This window comes from Streptococcus sp. DFI.7.26, from assembly GCF_022240605.1.
Taxonomy (GTDB): domain Bacteria; phylum Bacillota; class Bacilli; order Lactobacillales; family Streptococcaceae; genus Streptococcus; species Streptococcus xiaochunlingii.
This window is the reverse complement of record NZ_JAKOGN010000011.1, coordinates 21731-34916: the sequence shown is the minus strand read 5'-3', so window position 1 is coordinate 34916 and position 13186 is coordinate 21731. Positions and strand designations below refer to the sequence as shown.

The following is a 13186-nucleotide window of genomic DNA, read 5'->3' as shown; positions in this document are numbered from 1 at the left end:
AAATGGCAGAAATTACAGCTAAACTTGTTAAAGAGTTGCGTGAAAAATCTGGTGCTGGTGTCATGGACGCTAAGAAAGCCTTGGTTGAGGTTGAAGGTGACATCGAAAAAGCAATCGAATTGCTTCGCGAAAAAGGTATGGCTAAGGCAGCTAAGAAAGCTGACCGTGTTGCCGCTGAAGGTTTGACTGGTGTTTATGTGAACGGTAACGTTGCAGCAGTAGTTGAAGTAAATGCTGAAACTGACTTCGTTGCGAAAAACGCTCAATTCGTTGAGTTGGTAAACGCAACAGCGAAAGTCATCGCTGAAGGTAAACCAGCTAACAACGAAGAAGCTCTTGCTTTGACAATGCCTTCAGGTGAAACTCTTGAAGCAGCATACGTATCTGCAACTGCTACAATCGGAGAAAAAATCTCATTCCGTCGTTTTGCTTTGCTTGAAAAAACAGACGCACAACATTTCGGTGCATACCAACACAACGGTGGACGTATCGGTGTTATCTCTGTTGTCGAAGGTGGAGACGAAGCACTTGCTAAACAAATTTCAATGCACATCGCTGCAATGAAACCAACTGTTCTTTCATACAAAGAATTGGATGAGCAATTCGTGAAAGATGAGTTGGCACAATTGAACCACGTGATCGACCAAGACAACGAAAGCCGTGCAATGGTTGGTAAACCGGCTCTTCCACACTTGAAGTATGGTTCTAAAGCTCAATTGACTGACGAAGTGGTTGCTCAAGCTGAAGAAGATATCAAAGCTGAATTGGCAGCTGAAGGTAAACCAGAAAAAATCTGGGATAAAATCATCCCAGGTAAAATGGACCGCTTCTTCTTGGACAACACAAAAGTTGACCAAGCCTACACTCTTCTTGCACAAGTTTACATCATGGATGACAGCAAGACAGTGGAAGCTTACCTTGAATCAGTAAATGCTTCAGTTGTTGAATTCGTTCGCTTTGAAGTTGGTGAAGGTATTGAGAAAGCTTCAAATGACTTTGAAGCAGAAGTTGCAGCTACAATGGCAGCAGCTCTTAACAACTAAGAATAAAAAATAAGAGGTTTCGATGGAAACCTCTTTTTTGCAAGATAAAGTCATCTAGCTATTTTTTATAAAAAATAGTTTGTCTACATTCTAAAAGGACTGAAACAGCTGTTTCAGTCCTTTTTGTGATTAATGCGCAAAGGTATCTAGTCCAAAGAGGAGCGAGAGAGAGCCCATGATGAGACCTGCTAGGACAACTCCCAGCATAACAGCAAGGACGCTTCGTTTGAAGTCCCAGTCTAGAATAGAGGCGGCGAGGGTTCCAGTCCAGGCTCCAGTTCCTGGTAAGGGAATACCGACGAATAGGAGTAGGGCCCAAAAGATTCCCTTATCCCCTGCAGCTTCTTCTAGTTTTTGTCCTCCACGATGTCCTTTGTTGAGACACCAGGTAAAGAAATTCCCGATAACAGGCTTATCTTTCCCCCATTCCAGGATATGGCGAGCGAAAAAGAAGATAATAGGGACAGGAAGCATGTTGCCAATGACCCCAATCAGGAGAGCTTGCCAAAGAGGAATTCCACTAGATATGGCGTAGGGAACGGCTCCACGAAGTTCTACCAGAGGAATCATGGCGATTAAAAAAGTAATAATGTAGTTCATGTGTTATCCTTTCAATTCATCCTTTCCATTCTACCTTATCTTATATAAATTCACAACTATTCAAGTTAAAAATCTAGTATTTCAGAATTAAAAAACGAAGAATATTATCTATTCTCTACAAATTATAGTTCTTTTTGATCAAACTAAAGACTGTCCATTACATCCCTTGTTTAACCTTTATTATTTGGTATAGTTATAATGTGAGATTCGGTACAATTTTCAAAAGCATTGAAAGCGCTTACTATATTAATTGTTTAAATGGAGGTTAAATATGGGAAAGTCTTTTTTTGAAAAGCGCAGTGTATTTAGTATTCGCAAGCTCGCGGTTGGAGCTTGTTCTGTATTAATCGGTGTATCTTTTTTGGGAGCTCCATCTGTCTTAGCTGAAGAAGAAGGAAGAGCTGTAACAGAAGAGGAGATGACAGCCACAAGGGAGGCGTCAGAGGTGACGAATGGAGAAGTTGGGACAAGTGATAAAGCTTCAACAACCGTAGAGGCACCTGCTGTGATTACTCCTGAAAGAAATGAGAGCGAAATCGAAAAGCCACAGGTGGAACCTCAAACAAGTGAACGTTCTGCTGGGGCTATTGAAGAGGCTGCGAAGGATCAAAAACAAGTAGCGGAGGACATGGTGCAAGATCGCGAACGAGATTTTAACAAGGACTGGTATTTCAAGTTAAATGCAGCTCCTGGTGCAGAAGGTCGCCAGGTGGATGTCAAAAACTGGAAAAAATTAGATTTGCCACATGATTGGTCAATCTTCTTTGACTTCGATCACAATTCTCCGGCTCAAAATGAAGGGGGACAATTAAACGGTGGGGATGCTTGGTATCGCAAGACCTTCCGTTTGGATGACAAAGATCTAGATAAGAAAGTCCGCTTGGAATTTGGTGGAGTTTACATGGATTCGAAAGTCTATGTAAACGGACAATTCGTGGGTCATTATCCAAATGGCTACAATGCCTTTTCTTATGATATTACCCCTTATTTGAATGCGGATGGAAGTGAAAACACCATCGCGGTTCATGTGGTCAACCAACAGCCAAGTAGTCGTTGGTATTCTGGAAGTGGGATTTATCGTGATGTCAAACTCAGTGTGACGGATAAGGTTCATGTGGCTAAGTATGGGACCACCATCACTAGTCCAAAGTTAGAAGAACAACAGAATGGGGCAGTCGATACTCTTGTGAAGAGTCGTATTGTCAACCAAGATGATCAAGCCCACAGTGTGTATGCGGAATACGAAATCGTCGATCAAAATGGTCAAGTGGTCAGTGAAAAGGTGCGCAGTGAAGTGCAATCCGTTTTGGCTGGTCAAGAGATCAACCTGTCTCATACCCTTCATGTTGAAAAACCAACTCTCTGGGATGTCAAAACCAATAACCCAGACCTTTATACTCTGTATACACGGGTCTATCGGGATTCGCAATTGGTCGATGTGCAAAAGGAACGTTTTGGTTATCGCTATCTCAACTGGACACCAGAAGGGGGCTTCTTCCTTAACGGAGTGGCTACGAAATTCCACGGTGTTTCCCTTCACCATGACCATGGGGCCCTCGGAGCTGAGGAAAATTACAAGGCTGAATACCGCCGTCTCAAACAGATGAAGGACATGGGGGTCAATGCGATCCGGACGACCCACAACCCAGCGAGTGAACAAACCCTGCAAATTGCGGCTGAGTTGGGCTTGATGGTCCAAGAAGAAGCCTTTGATACCTGGTATGGTGGCAAGAAACAATACGATTACGGTCGATTCTTTGAAAAGGATGCAACGCATCCAGAAGCTCGAAAAGGGGATAAGTGGTCTGACTATGACCTTCGGACCATGGTAGAGCGAGGCAAGAACAATCCTTCTATTGTGATGTGGTCAATCGGTAACGAAGTCGGTGAAGCAGATGGATCTGATAAGTCTGTCGCAACCGTTCGTCGTCTGGTCAAGACCATCAAGGAAGTGGATGCAACTCGCTATGTCACCATGGGAGCTGATAAATTCCGCTTTGGTGATGGATCAGGAGGGCATGAAAAGGTAGCGGCAGAGCTCGATGCGGTTGGATTTAACTACTCAGAGGCCAACTATGAAAGCCTACGCGCTAAACATCCAAACTGGCTCATTTATGGTTCTGAAACCTCTTCTGCAACGCGGACGCGGGGCTCTTACTACCATCCTGAAAGAGAGTGGGTCGGAAGCAACCAAGAAGACCGCCATTATGAACAATCAGACTATGGCAATGACCGGGTTGGTTGGGGTCGGACAGCGACAGTCTCTTGGACCTTTGACCGCGATCATGCCGGCTATGCAGGACAATTTATCTGGACAGGTACGGACTATATCGGCGAGCCAACCCCATGGCACAACCAAAATGACACACCTGTGAAAAGTTCTTATTTCGGTATTGTCGATACTGCCGGCCTTCCAAAGAATGATTTTTACCTTTACCAAAGTCAATGGATATCGGCTGAGAAACATCCAATGGTTCATCTCTTACCACATTGGAACTGGGACAATCCAGAATTAGCCAATCGTGTCATGGATGAAGAAGGTCGGATTCCTGTTCGTGCCTTCTCCAATGCCCACAGTGTGGAATTGATTGTCAATGGGGAATCACAAGGAGTCAAGACCTTTACCAAGAAGACCACAGCAGATGGCCGGACCTACCAAGAAGGGGCAAATCCGGATGAACTCTATCTAGAATGGTTGGTTCCTTATGTGCCAGGTAAGGTGGAAGCTATTGCCCGCAACGAAGCAGGAGAAGTGATTGCCCGCGATCAGATCGAAACAGCTGGGAAGCCAGTCGGTGTTCGTCTATTGAAAGAAGAACACGCCATTGCGGCAGACGGCAAGGATTTGACTTATATTACCTATGAGATTGTCGATGAAGCAGGCCGTGTCGTACCAACTGCCAATAACTTGGTGCATTTCCATTTGCATGGCCAAGGCCAAATTGTCGGTGTCGACAACGGGGAACAAGCTAGCCGGGAACGCTACAAAGCGCAGGAAGATGGCTCATGGCAACGTCGGGCCTTTAACGGCAAAGGGGTTGTCATTGTCAAATCGACTGAGCAAGCAGGTGCCTTTACCCTGTACGCAGACTCAGACCGCTTGCAGTCAGACCAAGTCAGCCTCTTTACAGGTAAGAAGGACCAAGCAGAACGCACTGTATTAGGTGTGGAACCTGTTCGACAAAGTGCTTATCTAGGAGAAAATCCAACCTTGCCAAGTAAGGTCAATGTAGTCTATAGTGATGGCAAGGCCCAAGAAGAAGCCGTTGAATGGGATGCAGCAGACTATAGTCGTGCTGGCCAAGTCCGTGTGACAGGTCATGTTCAAGGACGGACGGTCGAAGCTCTGGTCGATGTGATCGGTGTGGAGCAAGTCCTTCCAGTTATCAAACAAATCCCACAGGGAGCAGACCTAGCGATAGTGGATAAGACTGTGCAATTGGTCTTCACAGATGGCCGGACAGTTAGCTATGAAGTTGATCAATGGACCTTGGAAGCTGGTCAAGAAGATCAGTTGTCCACACCAGGTGCTCGCTTGAAAGCGACAGGACACCTAGGCAATGGGGAAACCGTCCAAGCGACTCTAGTGGTTGCAGGTGGAACAGTCAGCAAGGCTAAGAAACCAACCGTGCAACTAGATGGAGTAGCCCTTCCAAAATTTGGTAGTGGCAACCATACTATTTTCCGTTCCCTCGCTTATGGGCAAGAGCCAGGTCAAGTCACAGCAAGTGCAGAAAATGCTCAAGTGACGGTCCTACAAGCTAATCGTGAAAATGGTTTGAAGGCTCAAATCTATGTGACTGCTAAGGATACGGGAGCTGTACAGACCTATGTGGTCCAATTCCAAGAAGAAAGTCCACAGATCCAGCGCCTAGAATTGCGTCTGCCAGAAGGACAGGAACTCAAGGAAGACCAAACGGTACCACTTGAAGTCATTGCCCATTACCAAGATGGTAGCCAGGCAAGTCTCCAAGCAGATCAAATCGATGTGAAGACAAGAGCTGGTAGTCAAGGAAAAGCGGTCGCAAGCAAGAAAGGTTTGGAACTACGAGAAGCAGGATTGGTTCATTTACAAGCTAGCTTCCAAGGAAAAACAGGGGAATTAACCTTTACCATCACGCCAAATCCAGAAGAAAAGACAGTTGTCAAGGTGCGTCCTGTACGGATCAGCACCGATCGAAACGTTTTGCCAGCTCTTCCAGAGACCGTCTTGGTCGAGTATGACAAGGGATTCCCGAAAGAAAAACGTGTGACCTGGGATGCCGTGACAGCGGATCAAGTCAAGGATTATCATAGCTTTACAGTCACAGGTCATGTAGAGGGTGTGGAAAAAGAAGCCCAAGCTCAAGTCACCGTTGAAGGCATTATCGCTGTAGAAGAAGTCAGCACGACAACGCCAGTCGGTGAAAAACCAGCCCTTCCAGAAAGCGTACGGACCTATCACTCCAATGGCAAGACCTATGCTGCGAAAGTGGCCTGGGATGCGGTCGATCCGCAACTCTTGGCCCAAGAAGGAGAAGTTGTCCTCTCCGGTCGTGTAGAAGGAACAGATCTTCCAACCCGTCTTCATATTCGTGTTTCCGCAAACACAGTCAAGGGAGCCAATGTAGCAGAGCAATGGACAGGATCTGTCTTGCCACTCGCTTTTGCAAGTGACTCTAACGATGCGGATCCAGTTGCTAAGGTCAATGACAAGGTCATCTCCTTTACCGATGCTCCAGCTAACCGTTGGACCAACTGGGGCCGTGACAATGCGGAAGATTCGGTTGGAATCTTGTTTGGGGACTCTGGTATCTTGACCAAGCGTGCAGTGGACAACCTCCATGTTGGTTTCCATGAAGACCACGGCGTTGGGGCTCCAAGTGAATACGTGATTGAGTACTATACAGGGGAGCAAATCCCAACAGTTCCAAGCAATCCAAATCGCGTCAAAGACGAAACAGACCATCCATTTAACAATCCAGCCAACTGGAAAGAAGTCAGCAACCTAACCGTTGAAGAACCGGTAGCAGCTGGCAAGATGAATCATTTCAGTTTTGATAAAGTCGACACCTATGCTGTTCGTATCCGCATGAAGACACCAGAAGGCAAACGTGGAAGCTCTATTTCAGAGATTCAGGTATTTGCCAATAAGGTTGCGGCAGAAGAAAAGAGCCAGGTGACCATTCGTGTCAACGGTGAGGTTTTACCAGGAGTTAATCCAAGTGTGACCGATTACTACATCGATGCGCGTGATCGGGCTTATCCACAAGTGGAAGCGACAGCTAGCCATCACGGTCTTGCAACGGTTGTGCCAAGCGTCCATGAAGGTGAGCCAATCCGTGTCGTCCATAAAGCGGAAGATGGTACTATCTTACAAGAATACCGCCTCCATCTCACAAGTGATGCAGAAAAACTGAAACAAGCTGCTCCAGTAGCAGTAGAAGCAGGCAGACGTTTTGTGAAAGTCGGTCAAGATCTGGTTCTAGCATCTACAGTAGGTGTCTACTTCAAAGGGGACACAGGTTACGAACGCAAGGAACTTACGGTGGACTGGCAGGCTATCCCAGCTGATGCACTTTCTCATGAAGGCATCTTTACGTTAGAAGGAAAGGTCCTCGGTTATGATCTGACAGCTCAGCTGACCGTCCGGGTGTCCGAAAAGACAGGAGAAATCCTGTCTGTGAACCGTGACTACAATGCAGAGGATACCAGAGCATTTGCTAGTGAAACCAACGATCTCGATCCAAATCAAATCGACTATATCGATTACATCAATGATGGTGGCTACAACGAGTACTACCGTTGGACCAACTGGAAGAGAGAGCCGGATCAAACCGAAGTGTTTGCTGGTCTCATCTTCAAGAAAAATGGTCAAGTAACAGAGCGCTTAGTCAATAAAGTAGCGGTCGACTTCTTTGCAGATCAGGAAACAGGTCTGCCAACGAAAACGGTTCTTGAACGCTATATTGGTCCAGACTTTGATGTTCCGGATGATTATGGCAATCTGAAGAATCTTCCAGATCATCCATTTAACCAAGCCTCAAACTGGGAAGAAATCCCGTATAGCTTGGATTATGCCTTTGAGCCTGGTTATATCTCTAACCTCAGCTTCAACGAAACCAGAACCAAAGCCATCCGTTTAAGAATGGTCCGTGATGAAAGTCTTAAAGGAATCGGAATCATTGAATTGAGCGCCTATGCTCCAACAGAAGATGCTCAGGCAACAACAGACGTCACCATCCAAGTGAATGGCAAAGACCTAGAAGGTTTTAAACCAGATGTGACAGATTATCATCTAGAGTATGAGGGAGAACGTCCAATCGTTTCAGCACAAGGCAAGAATGGAACAGCCGTTACGGTCGTGGATGCTAAAAGTGCCAATGCCCCGGTTCTTGTCAAGGTTGTCTCAGAAGATGGCAAGCTCGAAAAAGTATATCAACTTTCTCTATCCGCAAAAACACCTACAGGAACCGCTATTCCTGAAGATGGTGTGAAGAATTTGGTCCATATCAAACCAGAGTTGGTGATTGAGCCAGAAGAGATGGACTTTGAACGCTTAGAACGTCCAAATGCGGATCTTCCAAAAGGTGAGAAACGTGTGGTTCAAGAAGGTCAAAAAGGCCGCAAATTGAGCTTGGTGGAAGTCTCTCAAGAAAATGGTGTGGAAAGCCGGAAGCAACTAGATGCCTTTGTAGAGCTAGATCCAGTGGCAGAAATCACAGAGGTGGGCACGAAAGAAGTGCTTCCAGACACTCCACAACCAGAGCCACAGCCAGAACCGCTTCCGAACCCAGAACGTCCTCATGGCTCAGAAGGACCAGTAGCTACCCCAACTCCTCAAGCATCTCTTGAGGTCAAAGCAGTGCGTCAGGAAGGGACAGATGCAGCAGGGAAGGAAGTCGAGAAAACAGCTCAAACACCAGCAGTTTCAGTTGCTCCAGTTTCCGAAGGTACATTACCAAATACAGGAACGGAAGAAAGCGTCACAAGCCTCGTTGCTGGAATCCTAGCGGCAGGCCTTGCCGGTGCTGTACTGGATGATAAGAAAAAAAGAGCTGATAAGGCCAAGTAAGATAGCTGGATAGCCAGCAACTATACGGTGAAAAGTTCACAGGTAACAGGAAGAGGATGGGGAAAGTCTCCACCCTCTTTACCTGATGACATAAAGGAATGGAATATGGGAAAAAGATTAGTTGATAAGAGAAATCGATTTGGCATTCGCAAGCTCTCAGTAGGCGTCTGCTCTGTAGTCGTAGCGACTTGTTTTTTAGGAGTGACTACCAGTTACGCAGAGGAACAAGCTGAGAATAGTGGACCACGTGAAGAACGGGTTGAAACGAGCAATGCAGGGGATCAAGGAAAGGAGGAGAAAACTGTGAACGAGCACCAAGAAGAATCAGAACATTCCTCGCCCGTAACGAGTGAGAAAGAAAATCATGCAGTTAGCCAAGGGACAGAAGCAAGCCAACCAGCCCCTTCTCTAGATGAGGAGCCTGAGATTGCGGATTATGGACCACTTCCAAGCAAGGCTCAGATGCAATACCACCGCGAAGAACTAGCAGCTTTCATCCACTTTGGGATGAATACTTACTACGATCGTGAGTGGGGAGATGGGCAAGAAGACCCTTATTATTTCTATCCAGAGCATCTGGATACCGATCAGTGGATCAAAACCCTGAAAGACGCGGGCTTCAAACGAACCATCATGGTCGTCAAGCACCACGATGGCTTCCTCTTGTACCCATCCAAATACACGGACCATACCATTGCTAAAAGCGGTTGGAAGGAAGGGAAAGGCGATATCCTAGCCGAGGTTTCTGCTTCTGCTAGCAAGTATGACATGGATATGGGGGTCTACCTCTCGCCTTGGGATGCTCACAGCCCGCTCTACCATGTGGATACAGAGGACCAATACAACGAATACTATCTCAACCAGCTCAAAGAAATCCTTGAAGATCCAAAATATGGAAACAAGGGCAAGTTCGTAGAAGTCTGGATGGATGGAGCGCGTGGCGATGGGGCTCAAAAAGTCACCTATACCTTCGACAAGTGGTTTGATGCCATTCGTAAGGCCCAAGGGGATATTGCCATCTTCTCAGCTGAGCCCACCAATGTTCGTTGGATCGGAAATGAAAAGGGAATTGCTGGAGATCCAGTTTGGCATAAGGTCAATCCAGATAAGATCCGCAACAATCCATCCAATAGTTACCTCAATCACGGGGATCCAGAAGGGAAGCAATACTCAGTGGGAGAGGCGGATGTTTCCATTCGCTCCGGCTGGTTCTACCATGACAACCAAGAGCCTAAGTCCTTGCGTGAATTGATGGACATTTACTTCAAATCGGTCGGCCGTGGAACCCCGCTTTTGCTCAATATTCCACCCAATCAAGATGGAAAATTTGCGGATGCCGATGTAGCCCGCTTGAAAGAATTCCGCCAGACTTTGGACCAACTCTACAGTGTGGACTATGCAGCAGGAGCTTTGGTCGAAGCTGACTCGACACGGCGCAATGCTCATTATTCAGCCAACCATTTGACAGATGGGGATGAAAAGACCAGTTGGGCTCCTGCAGATGATGCCAAAACCGGCTCTTTTGTTCTCGATCTTGGAAAAGAGCAACACTTTGATGTAGTCGAGCTCAAAGAAACCATCGAGAAAGGCCAACGGATTTCTGGCTTCACCATTGATGTGGCAGTGAATGGGCAATGGGTTCCTTATGGAGCTGGCTCAACTGTGGGATACCGCCGATTAATCAAAGGGCAACCAGTTGATAGTCGCTATATCCGGGTGTCCATCACTGATGCCCAAGCCACTCCAATCTTGAACGGTGTCTCTGTCTATAAGACACCAGCCAGCATTGAAGAAACCGATGGCTATCCGCTTGGTTTGACTTATCATTCCGACCGGACAGCAGAGCGGGCCAATGGCCAGTGGAATGAAGAGGGAGAAGGCGTTCGAGGCACCTCTATGTGGACCAAAGAAAAGGGAGCTTCGGTGACCTATCAATTTGAAGGCACCAAGGCCTATGTGGTCGCAACTGTCGACCCTGGTCATGGGGAAATGGATGTCTATGTCGATGGCCAAAAGCTAGCGACCGTCAATACCCAAAGTCCAAGCCGCAAACGGAGCCAAAAGGTCTATGAAACACCGGACTTGGCAGCAGGATCTCATACCTTGACCTTGGTCAATAGCAAGGGAGATGCGATCGCAACGGAAGGGATTTATGCCCTCAATAACCAAGAAAAGGGGCTCTTTGAGTTTGCTCAGCCAACCCTAGCTGTTAAGAAAGGCGACCCAGCGCAAGTCGTCGTCAAGAGAAAAGGTGGCTCTAAAGGAAGTGCCAGTCTTAAATTAATCACAGAACCAGGAACAGGGGTTCATGGCAAGGTCTACAAAGATACCAACGTCACCCTTGAGTTCGCAGATGGCGAGACAGAAAAAACAGTCCAAGTTCCAACCCTTGATTTTGCAGGGAAAGCGACCGACGTCTATGACTTTAAGGTCAAATTGCTCCATCCGGATCAAGGAAGCTTGGTCGGCTTTATTCCGGAACTGACAGTCCAAGTGATGAACGAGGATCTGCTTCCAGAAAATCGCAAAGAAGTGGATGACCAAGATCCAAAACTGCATTACAGTGAGAGTTGGCACCATGAGACGGACAACAAAGACTTTTCAAATGGCACAGAATCTTGGTCGAGCTTTAACCAAGTGACCGATGAGGAAGGCAAGAAACACATTGAAGTGACCATTACCTTTAAGGGCACCGGCGTGGAGGTCCGAGGAGTGGTCGATCCAAGCCATGGTCTCTACAGCGTCACTCTAGACGGAAAAGAAATAGCCTTCGAAGAAGGTCGTGGCCATGATTATGAGATCGAAGGCGATCATTATTTCAGTGGCTACGGAGATCAACGCAAGCTCGACCAGAGTTTGGTCAATCTGCAAGGCCTAGCCAAAGGTTATCACCAGCTACGTCTGCATCTGGATCCGTCTCTCAATGACCCTCAATCATCCAGAGCCATCCAGGTAGACCGATTTATCCTATCAGGGAAAGATAGCCAGTTGCTCAGTCAAGAAGAGCTGCAACAGATCATCAGAGAAGGAGTAGAAAAGATCAAGGCTACTTCTCTCGATCGTTTGAAAGCAGACCTCAAACCGACGGTTCAAGGACAATTGACGGACTTGACTCAGTTGTTGGATCAAGAGCAACCAGATTTGGTTGCTGCAGCCAATCAAGTCGAAGCCCTTGAAACCATCTTAGGAGATGTTCACAATTATGAACCGCTGACGCAGACACGACCAGAAGAAGGTGTTCGGGATTTGATTCTTGAAAAACCAGAACTACTCATCGAAGCGGAGGAGATTCCATTTGAGAGTCAAACGCGTGAGAACAAGGACTTGGCCAAGGGCGAAAGCCGGATCCTTCAATCTGGGAAGGTCGGACGCCGATTGAAATTGATCGAGGTTCGACAAGAAGAAGGCAAAGAAACTCGGACAGAAGTCGATGCCTTTGTCGAAGTGGATGCCCAGGACCAGATTACGGAAGTCGGGACGAAGGAAGTAGAAGAAGCTCCTATGATTCCGGATGTGGCGCTACCAACAAAACAAAGTGAAGACTCACAAGAAACGAAACCGCTCCTTCCTCCAGAAGACAAAAAAGAAAGTGGAATTGCTCCAATTTTGAAACCAACGGCTTCGAAAGAGACTCCTCTTTCTCCTGTGGTAGAAGCCGTAACTCCGGACCCTGTGCAGTCCCAAGAAAAACTGCCGCAGACAGGATCAGAGAAGGCAAGTTTCTTAGCTTGGATCGGACTACTCGGCTTAGGCTTCCTAGGCGGAAGAGTGAAATACGCTCGTCGGAAATCCTAAAGTCCCTTCTACAAGAGGTTAGCAATAGCTAGCCTCTTTTTTGGCCTCCTTCTGGCTACCAACAAGGGCCCTCCGATTCCATCTCGACGTAGTCTTTGCTTTATTTACAGGCGTAAAAATTGTATAATAGTCAGATAAGGTCAAGAATAACATCATGGATGGTGAGACCATTTTTGATTCTCTGAAAAGCAGAGAGCTTATCTAGAATGAAAACGTCAGAAAGGAGCATCATGGCAAGTAAAAATACATCAGATAGCATTGAGGCCTATATCAAGTCGCTACTGGCCCAAGCAGGCATCGCAGAGCTCAAGAGAAGCGAATTAGCGGATGTCTTCCAAGTTGTTCCTAGTCAAATCAATTATGTGATCAAGACCCGCTTTACCGAAAGTCGAGGCTATATCGTAGAGAGCAAGCGTGGAGGTGGTGGTTACATCCGGATTGGCAAGGTCCAATTTTCAGATCAACACCAGATGCTAGAAGAGCTTGGCGCAAGCATCGGGGAACAAATCAGTCAGACTGTTTTTGGCGATATCCTTCAAATGCTATTTGAAGAAAAACTCCTTACAAAGAGAGAGGCAGAGCTCTTGTCAGTGACGACGACAGACGAGGTTCTGGGAAGTGAAGCCCATCGCTTACGAGCCAATATCCTACGAAAAATTATCCAACAAGTCGATAGAAAGGGAATGTAATCTCC

General features: G+C 46.8%; 5 protein-coding genes. 4 read left to right on the top strand and 1 reads right to left on the bottom strand.

Features of this window, described 5'->3' with window-relative positions; translation table 11 throughout:
* The first annotated feature begins 2 nt into the window (after positions 1-2).
* Positions 3-1043 carry a translation elongation factor Ts gene (gene tsf, locus L0M85_RS08235; RefSeq protein ID WP_125335075.1) on the top strand — a complete coding sequence of 347 codons (1041 nt, stop codon included), beginning with the start codon at positions 3-5 and terminating at the stop codon, positions 1041-1043.
* A 129-nt stretch (positions 1044-1172) separates the two neighbouring features.
* On the opposite strand, the gene L0M85_RS08230 is transcribed toward tsf, so the two are convergent.
* Complete coding sequence (locus L0M85_RS08230; RefSeq protein ID WP_125335073.1) at positions 1173-1643, bottom strand: small multi-drug export protein; 471 nt, start codon at positions 1641-1643, stop codon at positions 1173-1175.
* A gap of 271 nt (positions 1644-1914) precedes the next feature.
* Between L0M85_RS08230 and L0M85_RS08225 the strand changes: the two genes are divergently transcribed.
* From L0M85_RS08225 to L0M85_RS08215, 3 genes are all read left to right on the top strand, one after another.
* Positions 1915-8697, top strand: a complete 6783-nt coding sequence (locus L0M85_RS08225) for an Ig-like domain-containing protein (RefSeq protein WP_238656826.1) — start codon at positions 1915-1917, stop codon at positions 8695-8697.
* A gap of 105 nt (positions 8698-8802) precedes the next feature.
* Positions 8803-12492: an alpha-L-fucosidase gene (locus L0M85_RS08220; RefSeq protein ID WP_125335069.1), complete on the top strand. Its 3690-nt coding sequence runs from the start codon at positions 8803-8805 to the stop codon at positions 12490-12492.
* Between the two features lie 230 nt (positions 12493-12722).
* Positions 12723-13181, top strand: a complete 459-nt coding sequence (locus tag L0M85_RS08215; protein WP_125335067.1) for a CtsR family transcriptional regulator — start codon at positions 12723-12725, stop codon at positions 13179-13181.
* Positions 13182-13186: the final 5 nt, after the last annotated feature.

Excerpts from the sequence above, each read along its gene's own strand:
- tsf (WP_125335075.1), top strand. The coding sequence starts at position 3 with ATGGCAGAAATTACAGCTAAACTTGTTAAAGAGTTGCGTGAAAAATCT.
- L0M85_RS08230 (WP_125335073.1), bottom strand. The coding sequence starts at position 1,643 with ATGAACTACATTATTACTTTTTTAATCGCCATGATTCCTCTGGTAGAA.
- L0M85_RS08225 (WP_238656826.1), top strand. The coding sequence starts at position 1,915 with ATGGGAAAGTCTTTTTTTGAAAAGCGCAGTGTATTTAGTATTCGCAAG.
- L0M85_RS08220 (WP_125335069.1), top strand. The coding sequence starts at position 8,803 with ATGGGAAAAAGATTAGTTGATAAGAGAAATCGATTTGGCATTCGCAAG.
- L0M85_RS08215 (WP_125335067.1), top strand. The coding sequence starts at position 12,723 with ATGGCAAGTAAAAATACATCAGATAGCATTGAGGCCTATATCAAGTCG.